This is a genomic window from Erythrobacter crassostreae, from assembly GCF_019204045.1.
Classification (GTDB): domain Bacteria; phylum Pseudomonadota; class Alphaproteobacteria; order Sphingomonadales; family Sphingomonadaceae; genus Erythrobacter; species Erythrobacter crassostreae.
Genome location: NZ_JAGSPC010000001.1, coordinates 1774295 through 1794920 on the forward strand (window position 1 = coordinate 1774295; position 20626 = coordinate 1794920).

General features: G+C 55.4%; 21 protein-coding genes and 1 tRNA gene. 14 read left to right on the top strand and 8 right to left on the bottom strand.

Going from position 1 to position 20626, the window contains the following annotated elements; genetic code table 11:
- Positions 1 to 269 precede the first annotated feature (269 nt).
- Positions 270 to 542, top strand: a complete 273-nt coding sequence (locus tag KCG46_RS08690) for an HU family DNA-binding protein (protein ID WP_218404850.1) — start codon at positions 270 to 272, stop codon at positions 540 to 542.
- A 107-nt stretch (positions 543 to 649) separates the two neighbouring features.
- Here KCG46_RS08690 and KCG46_RS08695 read toward each other — a convergent pair whose 3' ends face one another.
- Positions 650 to 1537, bottom strand: coding sequence for a hypothetical protein (locus KCG46_RS08695; RefSeq protein WP_218404851.1), 888 nt, complete (start codon positions 1535 to 1537; stop codon positions 650 to 652).
- 23 nt (positions 1538 to 1560) lie between these two features.
- Entirely contained in the window at positions 1561 to 2352 is a 792-nt protein-coding gene (gene rlmB / locus KCG46_RS08700) for a 23S rRNA (guanosine(2251)-2'-O)-methyltransferase RlmB (RefSeq protein WP_218404852.1), read from the bottom strand.
- A gap of 161 nt (positions 2353 to 2513) precedes the next feature.
- Between rlmB and KCG46_RS08705 the strand changes: the two genes are divergently transcribed.
- Positions 2514 to 2599, top strand: a tRNA-Tyr gene (locus tag KCG46_RS08705).
- 344 nt (positions 2600 to 2943) lie between these two features.
- On the opposite strand, the gene KCG46_RS08710 is transcribed toward KCG46_RS08705, so the two are convergent.
- The 3 genes from KCG46_RS08710 to KCG46_RS08720 all read right to left on the bottom strand — a co-directional run bounded on the left by KCG46_RS08710 (position 2944) and on the right by KCG46_RS08720 (position 5017).
- Entirely contained in the window at positions 2944 to 3768 is an 825-nt protein-coding gene (locus tag KCG46_RS08710; RefSeq protein ID WP_218404853.1) for a DUF3800 domain-containing protein, read from the bottom strand.
- Positions 3769 to 4181: 413 nt separating this feature from the next.
- A complete protein-coding gene (locus KCG46_RS12740) occupies positions 4182 to 4697 on the bottom strand; it encodes a helix-turn-helix domain-containing protein (protein ID WP_369410181.1) in 516 nt (171 codons plus the stop codon).
- Complete coding sequence (locus KCG46_RS08720) at positions 4682 to 5017, bottom strand: DUF4258 domain-containing protein (RefSeq protein ID WP_218404855.1); 336 nt, start codon at positions 5015 to 5017, stop codon at positions 4682 to 4684. The genes KCG46_RS12740 and KCG46_RS08720 overlap by 16 nt, the downstream gene beginning before the upstream one ends.
- 324 nt (positions 5018 to 5341) lie before the next feature.
- Between KCG46_RS08720 and KCG46_RS08725 the strand changes: the two genes are divergently transcribed.
- Positions 5342 to 6472: a beta-ketoacyl-ACP synthase III gene (locus KCG46_RS08725; protein ID WP_218404856.1), complete on the top strand. Its 1131-nt coding sequence runs from the start codon at positions 5342 to 5344 to the stop codon at positions 6470 to 6472.
- Here KCG46_RS08725 and KCG46_RS08730 read toward each other — a convergent pair.
- On the bottom strand, positions 6433 to 7542 hold the full coding sequence (locus KCG46_RS08730; RefSeq protein WP_218404857.1) for a phosphatase PAP2 family protein: 1110 nt from the start codon (positions 7540 to 7542) through the stop codon (positions 6433 to 6435). The genes KCG46_RS08725 and KCG46_RS08730 overlap by 40 nt on opposite strands.
- 177 nt (positions 7543 to 7719) lie before the next feature.
- On the opposite strand from KCG46_RS08730, the gene KCG46_RS08735 reads away from it, so the two are divergent.
- Both KCG46_RS08735 and KCG46_RS08740 read left to right on the top strand, forming a co-directional pair.
- On the top strand, positions 7720 to 8475 hold the full coding sequence (locus KCG46_RS08735) for a phosphatidylserine decarboxylase (protein ID WP_218404858.1): 756 nt from the start codon (positions 7720 to 7722) through the stop codon (positions 8473 to 8475).
- Between the two features lie 22 nt (positions 8476 to 8497).
- Positions 8498 to 9376 (top strand): CDP-alcohol phosphatidyltransferase family protein, encoded by an 879-nt coding sequence (locus tag KCG46_RS08740; RefSeq protein ID WP_218405422.1) that lies wholly within the window; start codon positions 8498 to 8500, stop codon positions 9374 to 9376.
- Here the strand turns inward: KCG46_RS08740 and KCG46_RS08745 are convergent.
- Positions 9306 to 9575: a hypothetical protein gene (locus KCG46_RS08745; protein ID WP_218404859.1), complete on the bottom strand. Its 270-nt coding sequence runs from the start codon at positions 9573 to 9575 to the stop codon at positions 9306 to 9308. The two genes, KCG46_RS08740 and KCG46_RS08745, sit on opposite strands and share 71 nt — an antisense overlap.
- 281 nt (positions 9576 to 9856) lie before the next feature.
- Between KCG46_RS08745 and rpsB the strand changes: the two genes are divergently transcribed.
- Positions 9857 to 10600 (top strand): 30S ribosomal protein S2, encoded by a 744-nt coding sequence (gene rpsB, locus KCG46_RS08750; RefSeq protein ID WP_218404860.1) that lies wholly within the window; start codon positions 9857 to 9859, stop codon positions 10598 to 10600.
- Between the two features lie 104 nt (positions 10601 to 10704).
- Positions 10705 to 11631 (top strand): translation elongation factor Ts, encoded by a 927-nt coding sequence (gene tsf / locus KCG46_RS08755; RefSeq protein ID WP_218404861.1) that lies wholly within the window; start codon positions 10705 to 10707, stop codon positions 11629 to 11631.
- A 48-nt stretch (positions 11632 to 11679) separates the two neighbouring features.
- Here the strand turns inward: tsf and KCG46_RS08760 are convergent, their stop codons facing one another.
- Positions 11680 to 12510: a metallophosphoesterase gene (locus KCG46_RS08760; protein WP_255551842.1), complete on the bottom strand. Its 831-nt coding sequence runs from the start codon at positions 12508 to 12510 to the stop codon at positions 11680 to 11682.
- 95 nt (positions 12511 to 12605) lie between these two features.
- Between KCG46_RS08760 and pyrH the strand changes: the two genes are divergently transcribed.
- The 7 genes from pyrH to bamA all read left to right on the top strand — a co-directional run bounded on the left by pyrH (position 12606) and on the right by bamA (position 20616).
- Entirely contained in the window at positions 12606 to 13328 is a 723-nt protein-coding gene (pyrH, locus tag KCG46_RS08765; RefSeq protein WP_218404863.1) for a UMP kinase, read from the top strand.
- A 3-nt stretch (positions 13329 to 13331) separates the two neighbouring features.
- Complete coding sequence (frr, locus tag KCG46_RS08770) at positions 13332 to 13889, top strand: ribosome recycling factor (RefSeq protein WP_218404864.1); 558 nt, start codon at positions 13332 to 13334, stop codon at positions 13887 to 13889.
- A gap of 25 nt (positions 13890 to 13914) precedes the next feature.
- Positions 13915 to 14622, top strand: coding sequence for a polyprenyl diphosphate synthase (gene uppS, locus KCG46_RS08775; RefSeq protein ID WP_218404865.1), 708 nt, complete (start codon positions 13915 to 13917; stop codon positions 14620 to 14622).
- Positions 14609 to 15385, top strand: coding sequence for a phosphatidate cytidylyltransferase (locus KCG46_RS08780; protein ID WP_255551843.1), 777 nt, complete (start codon positions 14609 to 14611; stop codon positions 15383 to 15385). Before uppS ends, KCG46_RS08780 begins: the two co-directional genes overlap by 14 nt.
- Positions 15386 to 15389: 4 nt before the next feature.
- On the top strand, positions 15390 to 16553 hold the full coding sequence (gene dxr / locus KCG46_RS08785; RefSeq protein ID WP_255551844.1) for a 1-deoxy-D-xylulose-5-phosphate reductoisomerase: 1164 nt from the start codon (positions 15390 to 15392) through the stop codon (positions 16551 to 16553).
- Positions 16554 to 16569: 16 nt separating this feature from the next.
- Positions 16570 to 17694 carry an RIP metalloprotease RseP gene (gene rseP, locus KCG46_RS08790; RefSeq protein ID WP_218404867.1) on the top strand — a complete coding sequence of 375 codons (1125 nt, stop codon included), beginning with the start codon at positions 16570 to 16572 and terminating at the stop codon, positions 17692 to 17694.
- A gap of 177 nt (positions 17695 to 17871) precedes the next feature.
- Positions 17872 to 20616, top strand: a complete 2745-nt coding sequence (gene bamA / locus KCG46_RS08795) for an outer membrane protein assembly factor BamA (RefSeq protein WP_255551845.1) — start codon at positions 17872 to 17874, stop codon at positions 20614 to 20616.
- Positions 20617 to 20626: the final 10 nt, after the last annotated feature.

The following is a 20626-nucleotide window of genomic DNA, read 5'->3' on the forward strand; positions in this document are numbered from 1 at the left end:
GAACCGCTCAGCATGCCGCGAATCGCAGCCGGGTCGCACCAGCTCACCACAAGCGGCGTGCATTGCTGAATGGGAGTTGCGAGTGTGCAGGCCTCGGTCTGTCGCATATCTTAAGCTTGAATGTAAAATCGGCGGTTTTGCGTGCGATTTGGCTTTGACAGCCTCCCGAAACAGGCTCAGTTTGCGAGCTTTACGACAGACGATGCATCGCAATCGTCACGCCGCGAAGTTTGAAGACTATGGAATTTTGAAGACAGGGGGTTCCCAAGATGAACAAAAATGATCTGATCAGCACAGTCGCCGAGACAAGCGGTCTTTCAAAAAATGATGCAGCCGGTGCCGTTGAAGGTGTGTTCGATGCGATCACAAAGGCTTTGTCGAAAGGTGATGAAGTCCGTCTCGTTGGTTTTGGGACTTTTTCGGTCGCGCGCCGCAAGGCATCGACTGGTCGAAACCCGCGCACTGGTGAACCGATGGAAATCAAAGCATCGAACCAGCCCAAGTTTAAAGCAGGCAAGGGCCTGAAAGACGCGGTGAATTAGGATCGCGGCATAGCCCTCGCGCGGGTAGGCGCAGGGCTGATAGCAAAACAAAAGCCCCGCCGGACTTTCGTCTGGTGGGGCTTTGTTTGTTCAGGCTTGGCCAGCGGTTACTGGCCGATAGCGATGAGCGCCGTTGGGCCTGCATTTGTCCGCGCTGTGATGTCCCATGTGAGGGCCTCACCGGTCGGAGTGGGTGATGGGCCTTCGTCTGTATTATTAGCGCGAATGTTCATTTGACCCTTGGTGACGATTGTAAATGTGCCCTCAAGTTGCGGAATATCAGGCATCGCATCAGCCTTGTCATCTTTGCTTTCATTCAGCACCGCAAGACCGGCCATTCCTGTCATTCCACCCATCATTGCCCCGAATGGGTTATCTTCGTTCTGAGCGGCAAAACCGGGTGCGTTCACCCGGACAACGCCTTCATCGCGGACTATGATCTGAACAAAGGGATTGGAAGGCGGCATGCCTTCGATGATTGGGAACATGAAATCGTGGCCTAAAGTTCCGGTGACGGAATAAGTCACATCGAACACACCGTCGCCTTTGATATCGACGCGCTCCCAGCCATTCTGACGCAGCAATGTTTGCCGCAATCCTTCGGCGGCTTCGGGGTCGGTCGGATCGATGTCACCCATGATCGCGGCCATTTGTTCGCCTTCGCGTTTGGCTTCGATTGCACGCATTTCTGCGCCCATTTCCCAATTCGCGCGTTGATCATCAATTTCGATTTGAGTGCATTCGCGGTCTTCGCCGGTATCCTCGTCAAAACACATCGCTTCGAACTTGGCGTCTTCCTCCGCAGCCATTTTTGCAAGCTGCGACAGGCCGAGGAAGAACACTTCCCCTTCATAGGTGAAGGTGAATTCATTCTCGTCCGTCAAAACGAGTTCGGAGGTGAATTTTCCTGGGGTGATAAAGCATCCCGAAAGCAGCAGCGAAAGCCCAGCGAGCAAGCTTGCGGCGCACATGCGAAGTGAAGTTGGTTTTGTCATTTGTCCATCCTCCCAGTTGGAAGTTACGATCTGGTTGCCACGGCATACAATGAAACTGCCGCCGCGTTTGAGACATTGAGGCTTTCGATTGCTGAAGAGATCGGCAGTTTCGCGAGAGCATCGCAGTGTTGCTCGATATTGTGCCGCATCCCTTCGCCTTCTGCGCCAAGTACAATGGCAACGGGGCCTTCGGGAAGGGCTTCCGCAAGGGTCGCATCGGCTGCTCCTGTCATTCCGATACGCCAGTAACCCGCATCGGCAAGCTCATCCAGCGCGCGAGACAGGTTCACGACGCGAATCCATGGAACAGTTTCAAGAGCACCGGATGCCGACTTTGCGAGAACGCCGCTTTCGGGCGGGGCATGGCGGTCCTGTGTAACAATACACGCAGCGTTGAATGCCGCCGCCGATCGCAGGATTGCGCCAACATTGTGCGGGTCGGTGACTTGATCGAGCACCACAACCGGGCGTGTTTTGTCGCCAGTGGCGACATCATCCAGAAACGTTCCGTCGAGCGCTTCGCATTCCAGCACGAGCCCCTGGTGCGGTGCGTCCTTAGCCACAAGTCGGCCGAGATCGGCGACCTCGGCATACTCGACCGGAAAATCTTCGGGCAGATCCCCGTCGAGCGATTCAATAGCCTCTCGCGTAGCCCACAATTTGCGGTGCTGGCGTGCGGGGTTTTTGAGCGCGGCCTCGACCGGATGGCGACCCCATAGGCGCACATGGCCCGATGTGGCGCGGCCCGAACCGCGTCCACCCTTCATTCGACCTGCGCGCCCTCTTAGCGCACGTTTGCGGTCACCCTTGGCCATAATTGCTCCTGCAAATCCATTTCATGCGCCTCCCCTGCCAGCAGCCCCATTGACAGGCAAGCGCCGCTTCGCCAAAGGGGCGCCTCTCGGCAGCGCATAGCCAGTATCGGAGATGCGCAATTCCCGGCAAAGCAGCGATATATTCCTGCATGGCATGGTGTGGACAGGTGGCCGAGTGGTTAAAGGCAGCAGACTGTAAATCTGCCCGCGCAAGCGTACATAGGTTCGAATCCTATCCTGTCCACCACCGCCCTATTTAAGTCACTGTTTTTACAGTAAAAAATGGGGTTGGACATCACGCCGTTTTCTAAACACCTATATTTTGGCCAAAAGGTTGGACAAAAATTGTCGTCAACCATGAGCATTCTTGTAATCGGCGCTGTTCATCTGAATCGCCTAAGTGCTTGAAATTAGATTCTTCTTTCTTCTTGATTTACAAGGCTTTTCTTGCGATTCTTCCCTCAGGCGGGAAACGCTGGAGTAACTTTTTAGCTATCGCTCCAAGAAGTGCTAGCAAACCGACAGGACGGCCAGCCATGCAGTGCTGACCTACCAGCCAGTCGGTCTAATGAAAGCCAGGGCCCGCCTACTTTAAAACTCGTAGCCGTAGAATTCTAAGATTTGCCGGTGCCCCTCCGGTATTTTCGCTTGGTGCTGCAATGGGAAAACGGTCAAGCCGACGTTTCGTGCAATCCCGTGTCTTTTGGTCACGATCTGGTTCAACGCTTTAGCAGGTTCTGGGTCGAAAGACGGTGAACTGGCATTAGCTGCTTGGTAAAATGCTGATGCTACGACGTCGGCGCATTGAAGGCCTGCAAGCTTCTCGGCCTTTTCAGTTTCCCAGTGCTTTCGGTTCAATAGAATGTGATTGAGGCCGGGACCTTTCAGAAACAGCGTATCAGTTCGGCTTTGCATTTCGAGCCTATCAACATACGAGAAAAAATGATCCCAGTCATGGCCCCGTTCTGCAAATACTACCTTCATAGGTGCAAGGCTCTTTCCTTCGCGCAGCGCCAAATGCTCTACCCACGCCGTAACCCTCTCCAGCAATAGTCGAAGGCACCAATTGTAGAAGGTGCCACCTTTGACCATTTTTTGTATTTTGGGGTTTACGTATTCTCTCATATTGGTCTTGTGGCTTGCTACAGTGAAAGTCCGGCAGCGGTTAGAGGCGAGAGTTTCGCAAACCTTTGCGCGCCGCTCATGAGCGATTTTGTGAAAATGGAGTGAGCCAGATTGCGTCGAATTTGCGGCATTTCTGCATTCTTTCACCCAGCCAACAACGTCTTTTTCGCGACATGAGCGCACAACAAATGCAGAAACGCAAAGCCATTCATGTCTAGATCCGACGTGCTTTAGACCATCCCTAACTCCAGGGTCGCCCGCTTCGTCAATAAAAACCGTTACATCAGTCACTTGGTCATAATGACCGCAAGTATTGTCGTTGTCGAATCTGGAAATATCTTAGTCAAAAGGTTGGGCCCGCAGGCTGTGCTTCGACGTTGGACAGTGGGTGACTGTCACTCAAAATTTCTAGAATGAGTCGTTGGGTCTGTGACAATTTTCGGCGGGCGCTGCAAAAAATAGGGGGCCACGTTTGTGGCCCCCTATTGATCAGTCATCTTTTGCGTTGTCCTCGGGTTTGGTCTTGGCTCAATGCTGAAGCCGCCAGTCGGTTGACCTGCGCCCGTGTTGGCTTCGTCCGCCCAGCAAGCACATTTGATGCTAACGTGGATACTGAAGGGGACGTTTGCTTTCCAACTTTACTCATGGTGTATTTCCTTGGCTGGCCTGACTATCGTTTCGTCAGACCTTCGACGGCGGGGAGCTTACGCCCTCCGCCGATCTCGCCATTGATCGTTAACCAGATCGAGCATCACCCTGTGTGGCGTAAGATCGTCCATATCGTCGATCTGTTTACACAGGTTGAGGAAATCTTCCCCGTTGTTTGGTCCCATGTGGTTCCAGAGGAAAAAAGCTCTGATACAGCGGTCAGCTGGACCATTGATTTTACTCTGTCCTTTTTCCCAACGCGCCACTTGTTGGGGGCTTTGTCCAATATAGCGGCCCAGTTCAGATTGAGTCATATCCATGCTTTTGCGGAGGAACAAAAGTTCTTCCGGAGCAAGAAATTTTCGGTTCTGTGCAAGGTGCAAACCAATTGCCCGATGCAGTCCTTCGGTATCGTGTACCGAAACATATTCTTCGCCATCACGGATTTCACATTCGAACCCGCTTTGAAGAAATATGCCCTGTAAACCGCACTCCTTATACTCATACGGCTCGGAGCACGGAGTGCCTTCCGTGCGCGTAAAGTGCGTTTGAATGTTCATAAGTCTTCCCATTCGACAGTTTTAACAAAGATCGATGTTCCATTCGATACGATGGTCACGACCCCAATTTCACGGCTTCCTTTCACTTTTCCAGTAATTTTGCATTTCCATTCTCCTACTTTGTCGCCTGGAACAATGACACCATCGACATGTCCCTTCTTAAGCACACGCACCGCATCGAGCCGAGTTATCCCGCGCTCATGCATCCGCCTCTTCGAGTGAGGGCCGAAAAAGACCTTGTGATCCTTCTCCGCAATAGCTCGAATGGTCTGCTGAATTCGCTCCGCAGAGGGTTTGAAGTCAACGACAGTTTTTGCGGTTGCTTGTCTCATGCACCTATCAATATGATAGGTAAGGGCTAAATGTCAACAAGTGATTAGCATCCCGGCTTTGACCTGCACCAAAGGTTCCGACGGGTTGGACATCGGAAGGTGGGACGCCGCAGGCTGCTGTGGGTTCCTGCGGTTGGTTGGACATCGGCAAGCGTCTGAAAGATATGAGTTGCTCTAAATCTATCCTGTCCACCACCGCCGCCTCTACCAATAGATAGACGACTGGCGTCACATGTCATGTGCGAAGGCGTGCCGCGCACACTTGCGAGCGCACGATGTGAGGCCTATTGCCCGCATCCCCAGAAGAATTGAGGCGCACGAAGCATGCAGCTTACCCATCGTCCCGTAATCTCCTCCACCGGCCTGTTTACGCCGGAAGAATCGATCACCAACGAAGAGTTGGTGGCCAGCTTCAATACGTTTGTGGACCGCCACAATGCGCAAAATGCAGCTGCAATCGAGTCGGGCGAGATGGAGCCTCTTAGCCATTCGTCGGTCGAGTTCATTGAAAAGGCGAGCGGCATTAAAGCTCGGCATGTCATGTCGAAAGAGCCGGTGCTTAATCCCGAAACGATGAGCCCGCGCTGGCAAGAGCGCACCAATGATGAGCTGTCGATGATGGCCGAGATTGGTGTGGCAGCCGCCAAACAGGCGCTGGAGCGGGCAGGGCGTGATGTGAAAGACGTCGATGCCGTATTGTGCGCAGCTTCGAATATGGAGCGCCCATACCCAGCAATGGCAGTCGAAATTCAACAGGCGCTGGGCATAGATGGCTTTGGGTTTGATATGAATGTTGCGTGTTCTTCCGCGACGTTCGGTATTCAACCCGCCGCCGACTATGTACGTGCAGGCAATGCAAAGAGCGTTCTGGTCGTCAGCCCGGAGATTACATCGGGCCATCTCAATTGGCGCGACCGCGATAGCCACTTCATCTTTGGCGATGTTGCAACCGCGGTTCTGGTTGAGGATGCGGCCATCGCGCCGCAGAACCATTGGGACATTCTCAGCACTAAGCTGAAGACGGTTTTCTCCAACAACATCCGCAACAATTTCGGATTTTTGAACCGTGCGGCGCCTGAAAATGCGAATGAAGCGGACAAGCTGTTTGTTCAGGAAGGTCGAAAGGTCTTTAAAGAAGTGGTTCCGATGGTCGCGCAAATGATCGTGGATGAGGCTGAGAAACTTCAGATGGACCCTGCAACCCTGCGCCGCCTTTGGCTGCATCAGGCAAATGCGGGGATGAACCGGTTGATCGCACAGCGTGTGCTAGGCCATGAGGCCAATGATGATGAGAGCCCTACGGTACTTGATATCTACGGCAACACATCAAGCGCAGGTTCGATCATCGCTTTCCATCTCAACAGCGAAGATCTGGCATCAGGCGATACCGGACTGATCTGCAGCTTTGGTGCGGGTTATTCCGCCGGAACGGTGTTCGTGCGCAAGGTTGCCTGAGTTTCTGATCGACGCGCAAGGAAGCCATCCCAAGCCGCGATGATGAACTTTGCGGCCCACCAGATCGCGACGACAGCAATCATCGAAACCAGACCGTCCACTGCATAGTGGTAGGCAAGGTGCACGCTGCTGATCCAAGTGATGATGAAGAACGCGCCGAAGAACATGCCCCATCCTTTGTGAATCTGGCGCACGGCCAGCCAATATATAAACGCGATGGCACAGTGCATGCTGGGCATGGCAGTAATCCCGCTGCCCAATCCGCTGGATGATGCGCCGTGCCATTCCAGCAGCAGGCCTTGAACGCGCAATGTCATGATCGGGATCTGTTCATTGGCAGCGTTTAAGTAGTCCATCTGCGGTGCAAAGTGCGCATTCCCGAGCATCGGCTCGAGAAAGACCGGACCAACCGAGGCGAGCCACGTTGCCATCGCTCCGCCAATTAGCGACCAGCTGAGCATGTATGTCAGAAAGAACTGGCGGCGCAATTGGCTGTCCATCCGGTAGAACGCGAAGAACATTACGCCGGGATAAAGCAGCAGGAACCAGATGTGGTACAGAAAAGCGAGGAACGCGGTGACGATTGGGAAACCCAAGACCGGTTGCATCACTTCCCAAGCATCATAACCGAAAAAGATTGCACGATCCCATTCGATGAAAGTTTGGTCCCAAGTGTATTCATTGAACAGTGGTATGGCAGATTTCATTTTTGAGAAGAACGGCAGGACCACAATGGCAATTGCCATGAGCGGTAGCCCGCTTGAAATCACATGCCATAGAGGCTTTGCCGTGTAGCGCTCTTTAAGAAACGAGGTCGGGCTTTTGGGGCGGTTGCGATTGAGCTGCCATGCCGCATCGAACGCGACAAGGATGAGCACGAACAGCCCAAAAATACGGGCGTTTTCAATAACACCGCTAACGCTGGGCGAAACACCTTGTGCGAGCAATATCCCGATGCACAATGCCATAATGGCAACGCCGATAAGGTAGATCGGCATCTCTCCAAGCAAGCGCATTGCCAGGTTTTTCGCGGCTTCGCTTTTGGATGGTGGGTTCGCTACTGTGTCCATTACGGCAGCGGGAATTAAGGTAAACATCTTACTAAGTGGTGAATTCTGTGGCTCAAGAGATGCGGTCTGTAATGCTTCTGATTTATCAGGGAATATGCCCTGATTTGTGCGGCGTTGCGGAGCAAGAGCGCATTACGTTGCTTGCGGGCAGGCATTTCAAACCCTAGATGCGAGCGAATGGCAGGCGAAATTCTCGATAACCAAGGGCGCGGTGAGGCTGGCTGGAGCTGGCCAGCGATTCACCCCGAAGGGCGCAAATACGGCGTGATCGCAGTCGCGATCAGCCTCGTGCCATTGCTCATATTTGACTGGGAGATCATCGGCTGGCCGATGCTGCTCCTATCAATCGGCGTATTCGCATTTTTCCGCGATCCGGAACGCGTTGTGCCTCAAGCAGACAACGCCATCGTTTCCCCCGCCGATGGATTGGTTTCTCTTATCACTCAGGTGGATCCGCCGACTGAGCTGCAGCTGGATGACGGGTCGGGCTTTCCCGGTCTTCCCGCAGGTCCGGTGACGCGTGTTTCGATCTTTATGAGCGTCTTCGATGTGCACATTAACCGCGCGCCGATCGCGGGTACTGTGCGGCGGCTGGTCTACATGCCGGGCAAATTCATAAATGCCGATCTCGATAAAGCGAGCGAAGAAAATGAACGCCAGCATATCCTGATCGAACGTACTGACGGTCTGGCCATTGGTTTTACTCAGATCGCTGGCCTTGTGGCGCGGCGGATTATTCCTTTTGTGAAACCTGGAGACACGGTTGCAACAGGGCAGCGCATTGGCCTGATCCGCTTTGGAAGCCGGGTGGATGTCTACCTGCCAGCGGGGACCGAGCCAAAAGTGTTGCTTGGGCAGCGCTGTATCGCGGGCGAAACGATCCTCGCCGAGGTTGGTGCGCAGACCGGATTGCTTGAAGGTATCGCACAGTGATCTTGCAAACCAAGAGTGTGCTTTGAAGAAGCCTGGTTTCCGGAAACCTGCGCGTTTCGCTGCGCCCAGGGTTGGCCCTAAGGCGGCTGAGGACGAAGATGGCAAGTCCGAAGGCGATCCTAAAGGTCTAAGCCTGCGCGCTATGCTCCCGAATGCGATTACCGCAGCGGCGCTATGCTCAGGCTTGACCGGCATCCGTTTCGCGATTGAAGAGCAGTGGTCTTACGCGATCCTTGCGGTTCTCCTTGCGGGGGTTCTGGACGGGATGGACGGGCGCATTGCCCGTTTGCTGAACGCGCAATCGCGTTTTGGAGCTGAACTCGACAGTTTGGCCGATTCGCTGTCGTTTGGAATGGCGCCTGCGATTATTCTCTATATGTGGTCGCTTCAGGAGCTTGACCGTTTCGGCTGGTTTGCCGCGCTGGCATTTGCGATCTGCTGCGCCTTGCGTCTTGCCCGCTTTAATGCCCAAATTGATGTTGACGAGCAGCCGCACAAATCGGCCGGTTTCCTTACAGGTGTACCCGCCCCAGTGGGGGCAGGGCTCGCCTTTATGCCGTTCTACCTTTGGATGGCGACTGGTATTGAAGCATTCCGCGACCCGATCCTGCTTTCTGTGTGGATCAGCTTGATTGCGGTTCTGCTGATTTCCAACATGGCCACGCTGAGCTGGCTGGCGATCCGCCCGCGTAGAGGCATTCGGCTTGGCCTTATCGCCTTTACCGGCCTTGGCTTTGCCGCTCTCATTCAGGAGCCTTGGTGGTCTCTAACTGTGATCAGCGCAGGCTATCTGTTGCTGATGCCTTACGCTCTAATTAAATACGGATCGATCAAGCGGCGTCGAGCGCGTGAAGCCGAACATCTGACGGGCGCGGCAGGCGGCGTGCAAACGGGCGAGTAGTTGCCAAAGCCCGCGGCGCGTTAGGGCGCAAGCGGACAATGCGTGCCTCGACCTGAGGAACAAAGCCCGCGTTAACCAGCGCGCTCTGCCGTTTGAGCGATACATAGGCAGACCGGGCGCGCATCCAGAAATCGACCAGAGTGATCGCGGTGGCGATTGCAATCACTGAAAACAGGATTGTGATAGTGGCGGCAATCATCGGTCATTTCCTTCGTTCGGTCTTTGTTCCCCCACGCTTGTTCTATAAGTGTTCTCCCCAGTCAAGCGATTTTGTTCCACTTGTGTTCCACACTGTGCAAATGCACTAGATTTTGTGGGAGAAGGCGGTTAAACGCGCCGCATCGCAGCTGCACTTGTCCGAATCACAGGACAGCGACAGCGGCGAAATTCACATGGAAGGCGCTTCATACCGGTGCTGCCAGCGGGATCTCCGCCAGCGGTTCCAAGCCTTCCAGAGGAACAACCGGAAAGGAAATACCCATGGCGGCTACCACCGTTACCATGCAGCAATTGATTGAGGCCGGCGCACACTTCGGCCACCAGACCCACCGCTGGAACCCGCGGATGAAGCCGTATATCTTCGGCAACCGCAACGGTGTTCACATTATCGACCTGTCGCAGACTGTGCCGCTTTTCGCGCGCGCACTCGACTTCGTTGAATCGACCGTTCGTTCGGGCGGCAAAGTTCTGTTTGTCGGTACCAAGCGTCAGGCGCAAGAGCCGATCGCCGAAGCAGCCCGCGCATGCGGCCAGCACTTCGTAAACCACCGCTGGCTCGGTGGTATGCTCACCAACTGGAAAACCATCAGCGGTTCGATCAAGCGTCTCAAGACCCTTGAAGAGCAGCTTTCGGGTGAAACCAGCGGCCTCACCAAGAAAGAAGTTCTTCAGCTGACACGTGAGCGTGACAAGCTGGAACTGTCGCTTGGCGGTATCCGTGACATGGGCGGCATTCCGGACGTAATGTTCGTAATCGACGCCAACAAGGAAGACCTCGCGATTAAGGAAGCTGCCGTTCTTGGTATTCCGGTGATCGCGGTACTCGACACCAATGTCGATCCGTCGAACATCGCGTTCCCTGTACCGGGCAACGATGATGCGAGCCGTGCTGTGCGTCTGTATTGCGATGCGATCCGCGACGCGGCTGGCGCTGGCAAAGGCGGCGCGGTTGCCGATTCCGGCGCTGACGTTGGCGCAATGGCTGAGCCACCCGCTGAAGCCTAGGCCCTGACGGCGCGCGTCAATCGTGCGTCACATTACTCCTCTAGCGCGCCGGGCATCCGTTAAACGGGCCCCGGCGCCCTCACTACTATTTGAAGGAATTCATAATGGCTGATTTTTCTATCGCCGATGTGAAAAAGCTGCGCGAGAAAACCGGCGCAGGCATGATGGATGCTAAAAAAGCACTGGTTGAAGCCGGCGGCGATATCGAAGCCGCCATCGACGGCTTGCGCGCCAAAGGTCTTGCGACTGCGCAAAAGAAATCCAGCCGTACCGCTGCTGAAGGTCTCGTCGGTGTTGCTGTTGAAGGCACCAGAGGCGTTGCCGTCGAAGTGAACTCGGAAACTGACTTCGTTGCGAAGAACGACAAGTTCCAGGATTTCGTGCGTCACACCACATCGGTCGCCCTCACACTGGGTTCGGACGATGTCGAAGCGCTCAAAGCTGCTGACTATCCGGCTGGCGGCACAGTTGCTGACAAACTTACCGACAACGTCGCGACGATTGGTGAGAACCAGCAGATCCGCCGTATGAAGACCGTTTCGGTCGGCAGCGGTTCGGTTGTTTCCTACATGCACAATGCTGCGGCCGAAGGCCTTGGCAAGATCGGCGTTCTGGTTGCTCTTGAAAGCGACCTTGGCGCCGACGTGCTTGAGCCATTTGGTAAGCAGCTTGCCATGCACATCGCATCGATGTTCCCTCAGGCCCTCGACGCTGATGGCCTCGACGCAGGCTTGATCGAGCGTGAGCGCGCTGTTGCACAGGAAAAGGCTGCTGAAAGCGGCAAGCCTGAAAACGTGCAGGAGAAAATGGTCGAAGGCGCGATCAAGAAGTTCGCGAAAGAGAACGCTCTGCTCAGCCAAATGTTCGTAATGGACAACAAGACTTCGGTCGAAGACACCGTTGCCAAGTTCGGCAAGGATAATGGCGGTTCGGTCAAACTGACCGACTATGTCCGCTTCCAACTCGGCGAAGGCATCGAAGTCGAAGAAGAAGACTTCGCCGCAGAAGTCGCAGCGACGCTCAAGGGCTAAGCTCTAACGCTTCTTCGCTATCGAAGACGAAATTCCGGCCGTCGCAGCTTATTGCTGCGGCGGCCGTATTTCTATCAGCCACACCTCAGGCTGAGTGAACAGCCGGATCGGCAGAAGGCTCGTGCCGAGCCCGCCGCTGGTCACCAATGTTTTGCCGTGCTGTTCGAATACGCCGCAAGCATAGAGATCACCATAGTCGGACATTGTTGCGGGCGCGCCGCCCCACGGATAGGCAATCTGGCCGCAATGGGTGTGTCCGGCGAGGGTAAGGTCGACATCGACAGGTACTTGCGGGAAGATGTCCGGGCTGTGTGTCACGACAACACGCGCGCCAGTCAGCGGTGCCATTGCAGCAAATGTCGCCTCCAAATCGTCACGCCCGGTAAAGGCGTCATCCGCGCCACCTACCGCAAGGGGGCCGAATTGGGCGGCATTGTTGGCCAATACGGTCAGGTTGGGATGCTTCGCTATTTGCTCGCTTAGTGCGGGCCAATCGTACCAGTGATCATGATTTCCGGGTGCGATAACTACGCCTAGCCTTGCCTCCAGCTTTCCGAGTGGACTGACAATCTCTTCCGGCGTGTAAATATGTGTCGCCGTGCGCTTTTCACTCACCAAATCGCCAGCAATCGCAATCAGATCAGGTTCAAGTGCGTTCACTTGCTCCACAATCCGCTCAAGCCGCGACGGCGGCATATCGGGGCCGGCGACGTGGATGTCCGCGAGCAAAGCTATCGTTACCGGCGATGACCTCGTAGGCAGCGCATCGCTTGTTAAAGAGAGGCGCTGCACAACGGGATCGCGCATCGTGTCGTACCAGATTTTGGCAGCAAAAATTGCGGCAATGATAAGCACCGCGTAAATCAGCTTGCGCAGCATTACTTCCCCCAATCATTGCGCAGCCCCTTGGCAGCGCGGTGTGTGCCGGATAAGGGCGGCGAAGCAAAAATTCCACCACGGAGTAACCTCAGGCCATGGCTCTTCCCGAAATCAAACGCGTTCTCCTGAAACTGTCGGGCGAGGTTTTGATGGGGGAGCAGGAATATGGGATTGATCCTGCTTATGTCGCGCGCCTCGCCGAAGAGGTAAAGGCGGCGCAGGAAACCGGCCTAGAGGTTTGCCTCGTGATCGGCGGCGGTAATATCTTTCGCGGGGTCGCAGGGGCCGCGCGCGGGCTAGACCGGACGACTGGTGATTATATGGGCATGCTCGCGACTGTGATGAACGCTCTCGCGATGCAAAACGCGCTTGAGCAGCAAGGTGTACCGACACGCGTGCAATCGGCCATTCCGATGAGCAGCGTGTGCGAGCCATATATTCGCCGCCGCGCCGAACGTCACCTTGAAAAGGGACGTATCGTGATCTTCGCCGCGGGAACGGGCAACCCGTTCTTTACCACCGATACCGGTGCCGCACTGCGCGCAGCGGAGATGAACTGCGATGCACTGCTGAAAGGCACCAGCGTTGACGGCGTCTATGACAGCGATCCCAAGCACAATCCCGAAGCGAAGCGTTTTGAAACGATCGCCTATGATCAGGTGCTTTCAGCCAATCTAAAGGTAATGGATGCAACCGCAGTTGCACTTTGCCGCGAGAACGACATTCCGATAGTGGTGTTCTCGATCCGCGAAAAAGGCAATGTAGCCACCGTCCTTGCGGGCGAGGGCACACAGACGATAGTACAGAAGGAAGCGTAAGCCATGCCGCAATATGACAAGGCCGATATCGAGCGACGCATGAATGGCGCTGTTGAAGCGCTAAAAGGCGATTTAGGCGGACTGCGCACAGGGCGGGCCAATGTGAGCCTGCTCGACCCAGTGGTATGCGAAGTCTACGGATCGATGATGCCACTTAGTCAGGTGGCGACAGTGTCCGCCCCAGAAGCGCGCATGTTGAGCGTTCAGGTGTGGGACAAAACCAACGTTTCTGCTGTCGAGAAAGGCATTTCGAAAGCCAATCTCGGCCTGAACCCAATGACAGATGGCCAGACCATTCGCTTGCCTATGCCCGATCTTACTGAAGAGCGGCGCAAAGAGCTGGCCAAGCTTGCCGGTCAGTATGCCGAAAAATCGAAGATCGCGATCCGCAATGTGCGCCGCGACGGAATGGAAGACCTGAAAGCCGACGAGAAGAAAAAAGAAATCTCTGAGGATGATCGCAAGCGGCTGGAAGATGAAGTTCAGAAGCTGACCGATAAATTCGTCGCCGATGCTGATGAAGCTGCGGCGAAGAAAGAACAGGAAATTTTGACCCAGTGAGGCGCGGGTAGGTAAGGGAGAGCCAATGGGCGAGGGGCCCGTTCAGACAGATGGAAGCGTTGAAGGGCGCGCGCGCCATGTCGCCATCATTATGGATGGCAATGGCCGCTGGGCGAAGAAACGCGCCCTGCCAAGAGCCGTCGGGCATCAGCGCGGCGTCGAAGCTGTCCGCAGGCTTGTTCGCGGACTCGGGCCGATGGGTCTCGATTGCCTTACTCTCTATGCATTCTCATCCGAAAACTGGAAGCGGTCCGAAGACGAGGTCGATGATTTGATGAACCTGATGCGCAAGTTCATAAAATCGGACTTGCCAGACTTTGTCGCCAACGACGTAAAGCTGAAAATCATTGGTGATTGGCAAGGGCTCGCGCCCGATATTGTCGCCATGCTCGAAGATGCGCTGGCTCAGACCGCGAACGGTTCCAAAACACTTGCTGTGGCTCTCAATTATGGCGGGCAAAACGAAATCGCACGCGCAGCCGCGAGAGCAGCAGAGGCGGGCGAGATTACAACACGGTCGATCGAAGCGCAGCTCGACACCCATGATCTACCCCCACTCGATCTGTTGATCCGAACCAGCGGCGAGGTTCGCCTGTCGAATTTCCTGCTGTGGCAGGCGGCTTACGCCGAAATGCTTTTTGTTGAGACTCTGTGGCCCGACTTTAAGCCCGAACATCTTGCGGAGGCGTTGGACAACTTCGCCCGAAGGGAGCGGCGTTTTGGCGGGCGTTAAAGATCGGTTAGAAGAGATAACCAACAAGGCTCTCGAGGACGCTGGCGCGAAGCCTGCTGCCGAAGTGAAGGGCGTGAAGGACCTGCCGTTGCGGCTGGTCTCTGGCGTCATCATGGTTCTGGTCGTCAGCGGTGCTCTATGGCTGGGCGGCTGGTGGTGGGTAGGCTTTGTCTCGCTTTTCGCCGGGCTCGTGTTGTGGGAATGGAACCGCCTTGTGCGCGGCTTCAACGGTTCCGCGCTTTCAGAGGTTACATGGCTGTTCTTCGGTGCCGCCTATGTCAGTGCGGCAGGACTGGCATTGATCCAGGTGCGCATGACATATGGCCCGCTAGAGGTTCTGCTGGTGTTTCTCGCACCCATAGTTGCCGTTGATGTAGGCGCTTACTTCATGGGGCGTGCTGTAGGCGGTCCCAAGATTGCACCTTCGATCAGCCCGTCCAAGACTTGGGCAGGCCTGCTGGGCGGAGCACTTGCTGCAAGCGCCCTTGGCATCACTATCGAGCTAACCGATTTTGGTCCTGCTGCCGGGGACGGTTTTGCGTGGCTGGGCATCGGCACTGCCGTTTTGGCAGGCACGTTGATCGCCGTGCTCGCGCAAACGGGCGATTTCTTTGAAAGCTGGATGAAGCGCCGCGCAGGCGTGAAGGATTCAAGCAATCTGATCCCGGGGCATGGCGGCGTGTTTGACCGTGCTGACGGATTTCTCGCGGTGTATTTTGTCTTGTTTTTGGTCGCGGTCGCGCCCGCATTGCTGGGGTTCTGACGCTTTGAAACGCTCGATCACAATCCTTGGCGCAACCGGTTCGATTGGCGCATCGACGCTCGATCTGATCCGCCGCAATCCTGATGTCTGGGAAGTCGACACTCTCACGGCAAATTGCTCAGCCGAAGAATTGGCAAAGCTCGCACGTGAATTTGGCGCAAAGTCAGCAGTGGTCGGTGACGAGAACTGTCTTGGTAATTTGAAGGCAGCACTGTCGGGTAGTGACATTGAAGTTGCGGGTGGAGCGCAGGCACTTTGCGAGGCAGCGGCACGTCCGGTGGATATGAGTGTAGCTGCTATCGTTGGTTGTGCAGGGCTGGCCCCCGTTATGGCCGCGGTCGAGCGGGGTGGCACCATTGCGCTTGCCAATAAAGAGGCGCTTGTTTCGGCAGGCGAAGTGCTGACAGCTGCGGTTGCAAAGCATAGTGCTACGTTGCTGCCAACCGACAGTGAGCATAATGCGATTTTCCAGTGTCTCGCTGGTAATGATTTGAGCGAGGTTTCTCGCATCACGCTTACAGCTAGCGGCGGTCCGTTGCGGACGTGGACGCAGGAGCAGTTGGAGGCGGCGACGCCGGAACAAGCTGTCGCGCATCCCAATTGGTCAATGGGCGCAAAGATCAGCGTCGATTCCGCCACGATGATGAACAAGGGTCTCGAATTCATTGAGGCGCACCATCTGTTTCCGGTTGGCCTCGATAAACTGCGGATCGTTGTGCATCCACAAAGCGTGATTCACTCGATGGTCGAATATCATGACCGATCAACGCTTGCGCAGCTTGGGCCATCCGATATGCGCGTGCCGATTGCATCGTGCCTTGCTTGGCCGAAACGGATGGAAACCCCGCTTGAGCCGCTGGATCTTGCGGCCATTGGCGAGCTGACTTTCCACCCTGCAGACGAATCTCGCTTTCCTGCAACCCGAATTGCGCGCGAAGCTATTCAGGCAGGCGGAGCCGCTCCGGCGATTCTCAATGCTGCGAACGAAATCGCTGTTGCCGCATTCCTCGCCGGTCAGATCGGGTTCATGCGAATTACGGCAGTGGTAGAGGACACGCTGAGCCACTACACGGCCACCGCGCCAGCCAATCTGGAAGATGTGCTGGCCATCGACGCGGAAGCGCGCATTCGCGCCCGTCAATCATTAGAAAGTCATGCCCTTGTTTGAATCGCCCCCTTTCTGGATGTACATCGTCGGGTTCCTGTTCGTGCTGGGCCCGCTGATCACATTTCACGAACTTGGCCACTATCTCGTCGGACGCTGGTTTGGCGTGAAGGCGGAGGCTTTTTCAGTCGGTTTCGGCAAGGAAGTGTGGGGGCGCACAGACAAACACGGCACGCGCTGGAAACTGTCAGCCCTGCCTCTGGGCGGTTATGTGCAGTTCAAGGGGGATATGAACCCCGCCTCTGCGCCTGATGCGGAAGCGAATGCAGGTCTCACGCCGGAACAGAGCGAAGGCAATTTCCATCTCGCCGCGCTTTGGAAACGCGCTCTGATTGTTGCGGCTGGTCCGGTAACGAATTTGTTGATCACATTCGCGCTATTCGCGGCGCTGTTCGCATTCCACGGCAAACTGACCATAGTCGGTGCCGAAGATTCGCGCATTGTTGGCGAGTTTTCGGAAACGTCGGCCGCAAAGGCCGCCGGTATCGAGATTGGCGATAAAATCATCGCAATCGACAATGAATCGATTGAGGACTTCGAATCCATTCGCCGCGAAGTTGCGCTTTATCCTGACCGCGAAATGGTCATCCGGGTTGATCGCGGCGGTGAAGAATTGGACTTTCCTGTTAAAGCCGCACGCGTCGAAGTCACCGACACTTTCGGCAATTCGAGTGATATCGGTCAGCTAGGCGTCGGCCCATACGGCGGGGAATATGTTCTCGAAGAGGTCGGCGCGCTTGAATCGATTCCTGTTGCCGTCGCGCATACAGGCGATGTGTTTTCGATGATGCTGACAGGGATCAAACAGATCCTGACAGGGGAGCGTTCTATCAAGGAATTGGGCGGGCCGATCAAGATCGCGAAATACTCTGGCGAGCAGATGAGTCTCGGCCTGACGACCTTCATCAATTTCGTCGCGCTCATCTCGCTTAACTTGGCATTCATCAACTTCTTGCCAATCCCGGCTCTCGACGGAGGTCACCTCGCTTTCTACGCCGCTGAAGCGGTTCGTAAGAAGCCGGTGGGACCGCAGGCGACCGAGTGGGCATATCGCACAGGCATTGCGCTGGTGCTGGTGTTCATGGTGGTCGTTACGGTCAACGATGTCACGTCGTTGTCGATCTTCGGAGCTATCTTCGGGTAGCAGATCGGCAGTTAGTCGGGGACAGGAAACGGACGAACCGGCATAGGCCGGGGACTACGCTTGATTGCGAAGGCTGCATGGGGCAGAGGCAAGCGCAGACCGAATATGGGCTGTGAGAATACGCGCCGCGGGGAAGGCGCGCGTAATTTAGACGGGTTAGACGGGAACTTTTACTCCATGAATCGACGCAACCAGACAGGCAGTTCACCTGTCACCCCCAAAGCTTACACCAAAGCTGGCCGCTATGCGCTTGCGCTATCCGGCGCGACGATGCTTGCCGGAGTGCCTTATTCGGTGCTCGCGCAAGAAACCGGCGGCGATGCGACTGCGGCAGGTGCTGCGCAACCAGCGCCTGCTCCCGCACCGGCTCCAGCGCCATCTGCCAATGTCATTCGCACTATCAGCGTTTCTGGCGCGGAGCGGTTAGAGCCGACCACCATTCTCAGCTATATCCGTATGCGTGTAGGCCAGGAATACACTTCGGCGGCGGCGGATGAAGCTCTGAAGGACCTCGGTGCGACCGAACTTTTCTCGAACTTCTCGATCCGCAATGACAGCGGCAATGTTGTTATAACTGTGACTGAGAACCCGGTGATCAACCGGATCGTTCTGGAAGGGAACGAGCGCCTTAAGAACGACAAGATACTTCCGGAAATCAAGCTCTCGCCCCGTCAGATTTTCACTCGCTCTAAAGTCCGCGCTGATGTGGCCCGCATTGTCGAGTTGTATAAACGTCAGGGGCGCTTTGCCGCCGTGGTCGAGCCGAAGATGGTTCAATTGCCGCAAAACCGTGTGGATGTGGTTTTCGAGATCACTGAAGGTCCAAAGTCGAAGGTTCGCCAGATCAACATTATCGGGAACGAGGTGTTTTCTGACAGCGACCTGCGCGGTGAAATGGTCACGAAGCAGGCCCGGTTCACGCGCTTCTTCAGCTCCAACACGAGTTATGATCCCGATCGTCTCGCGTTCGACCAGCAAAAGCTGCGTCAGTTTTATCTGACTGAAGGTTATGCCGATTTCCGTGTTGTTTCCGCTGTGGCGGAGCTTACGCCGGATCAGGAAGACTTCATCATCACTTATGTGGTTGAAGAAGGGGAGCGTTACAATTTCGGCGAAGTCGAAGTTGAAAGCCAGCTTCGCGATTTTGACAGCGACCTAATGAGCACGCAGTTGCCCATGCAGAGCGGCGATTTCTACAACGCAAAGTCTGTCGAAGACACTGTTGAACAGTTGACGGAGCTGGCGGGCCGCTTCGGTTATGCGTTCGCTGACGTGCAGCCACGGTTCAACCGTAACAAAGACGACCAGACGATGGATATTACGTTTATCCTTCGTCAAGCCGACCGCACCTATGTTGAGCGGGTAGACGTAAACGGCAACACGCTGACTCAGGACAAAGTTCTTCGCCGCGAATTCCGCTTGTCGGAAGGCGATGCGTTTAACTCTCTCGGCGTCCAGCGTACAACCGCGCGGATTAACTCGCTCGGATATTTTCAGGAGAACTTTGAGGTCAGCCAGACCGAGGGCAGCGCTCCTGACCGGATTATCCTTGAGGCAAACGTCGAAGAGCAACCGACCGGCGAATTGCAGTTCTCGGCTGGTTTCTCGTCAATCGAACAGTTTATTCTTGCCGGTTCGATCCGCCAGCGGAATTTCCGCGGTCGCGGCCAGACTATCGGTCTTAGCCTCAACTATTCGCAATTCTCGCGCTCGGCCCAAATCAGTTTTACCGAACCTTATGTGTTCGACAGGAACATATCGGCCGGTGTCGATATCTATCGCCGCGATATCAGCAGCTTTAATTTCAACAATGCCGATCGCAATACAACTTTCGAACAAGCGACCACCGGTTTCGCAGTTCGTCTTGGCGTTCCTTTGACAGAGTATATGTCGCTCGTCGGCAGTTACACGCTCAATTACGACGAAGTTGGCCTCGATGAGAACCTTTTCTTCTCGGACTTGAATGGTGACGGCATACGTGAGTGTGATCCACTGCTTGCAGGCCGTTTCCTGTGCGATTCAATCGGCGATCGTCTTAGCTCGATTCTTGGTCTTAGCCTCAGCTATAATACGCTCAACTCTAGAATCCGCCCAACCCGTGGCCGGAATGTCTCCTTGAGTACAGAGTTTGCCGGTCTGGGGGGCGATGTGCGCTACCTGCGTTTCCGTGGCCGCGCTCAACAATTCTGGAATGTCCGCAACAGCGGCTTCATTTTCTCACTTTCTGCCGAGGGCGGAACCGTGATCCCGCTCGCGGATCGCGGCGGACCGGGCGTGGACGATGTTCTGCTTACCGACCGTTTCTTCCTTGGTGAGCCACAATTCCGCGGCTTTGATATTCGCGGTGTTGGTCCGCGTATTCTCACTCAGCCTTATGTGACCGATGGTGATGGCAACCGCGTACCGATTACAGATCGCGATTCTGTTCGTGACGATGCGATTGGCGGGCGGAACTACTACCTCGCCCGTGCAGAACTTGAATTGCCGCTTGGCACGGGTGCGCGGGAACTGGGGCTTCGTCCTTCGATCTGGGTCGATGTCGGCGCGCTGTGGGGTGTGGACGCACCATTGCTTCAGGATAACCCTAACGGTTTGCAGAATGTTGATGGCAACGGCGATCCGATATTTATCGAGACAGTCACCACCACCAATGACGATGGCACAACTTCAACAAGCCAGATCGCAACGATCAATCCGATTGCGGCTGATGGAACGACTGCAAATATTCCGAGTATTCGCGCAAACAGTGCGATCCGCGAGGTCTTCCTCGGCAATTCACCCACCCCGCGCATAACCGCAGGCATCGGGGTAAACTGGAACTCGCCGTTCGGGCCGTTCCGCATCGATTTCGCCCAGTCGATACGCAGTGTCGAAGGCGACGATGAAAAACAATTCACGTTTAACGTAGGAACTCAGTTCTAATGAAATCTGT

Excerpts from the sequence above, each read along its gene's own strand:
- KCG46_RS08690 (WP_218404850.1), top strand. The coding sequence starts at position 270 with ATGAACAAAAATGATCTGATCAGCACAGTCGCCGAGACAAGCGGTCTT.
- KCG46_RS08695 (WP_218404851.1), bottom strand. The coding sequence starts at position 1,537 with ATGACAAAACCAACTTCACTTCGCATGTGCGCCGCAAGCTTGCTCGCT.
- rlmB (WP_218404852.1), bottom strand. The coding sequence starts at position 2,352 with ATGGCCAAGGGTGACCGCAAACGTGCGCTAAGAGGGCGCGCAGGTCGA.
- KCG46_RS12740 (WP_369410181.1), bottom strand. The coding sequence starts at position 4,697 with ATGGGAAGACTTATGAACATTCAAACGCACTTTACGCGCACGGAAGGC.
- KCG46_RS08720 (WP_218404855.1), bottom strand. The coding sequence starts at position 5,017 with ATGAGACAAGCAACCGCAAAAACTGTCGTTGACTTCAAACCCTCTGCG.
- KCG46_RS08725 (WP_218404856.1), top strand. The coding sequence starts at position 5,342 with ATGCAGCTTACCCATCGTCCCGTAATCTCCTCCACCGGCCTGTTTACG.
- KCG46_RS08730 (WP_218404857.1), bottom strand. The coding sequence starts at position 7,542 with ATGGACACAGTAGCGAACCCACCATCCAAAAGCGAAGCCGCGAAAAAC.
- KCG46_RS08735 (WP_218404858.1), top strand. The coding sequence starts at position 7,720 with ATGGCAGGCGAAATTCTCGATAACCAAGGGCGCGGTGAGGCTGGCTGG.
- KCG46_RS08745 (WP_218404859.1), bottom strand. The coding sequence starts at position 9,575 with ATGATTGCCGCCACTATCACAATCCTGTTTTCAGTGATTGCAATCGCC.
- rpsB (WP_218404860.1), top strand. The coding sequence starts at position 9,857 with ATGGCGGCTACCACCGTTACCATGCAGCAATTGATTGAGGCCGGCGCA.
- tsf (WP_218404861.1), top strand. The coding sequence starts at position 10,705 with ATGGCTGATTTTTCTATCGCCGATGTGAAAAAGCTGCGCGAGAAAACC.
- KCG46_RS08760 (WP_255551842.1), bottom strand. The coding sequence starts at position 12,510 with ATGCTGCGCAAGCTGATTTACGCGGTGCTTATCATTGCCGCAATTTTT.
- pyrH (WP_218404863.1), top strand. The coding sequence starts at position 12,606 with ATGGCTCTTCCCGAAATCAAACGCGTTCTCCTGAAACTGTCGGGCGAG.
- frr (WP_218404864.1), top strand. The coding sequence starts at position 13,332 with ATGCCGCAATATGACAAGGCCGATATCGAGCGACGCATGAATGGCGCT.
- uppS (WP_218404865.1), top strand. The coding sequence starts at position 13,915 with ATGGGCGAGGGGCCCGTTCAGACAGATGGAAGCGTTGAAGGGCGCGCG.
- rseP (WP_218404867.1), top strand. The coding sequence starts at position 16,570 with ATGTACATCGTCGGGTTCCTGTTCGTGCTGGGCCCGCTGATCACATTT.
- bamA (WP_255551845.1), top strand. The coding sequence starts at position 17,872 with ATGAATCGACGCAACCAGACAGGCAGTTCACCTGTCACCCCCAAAGCT.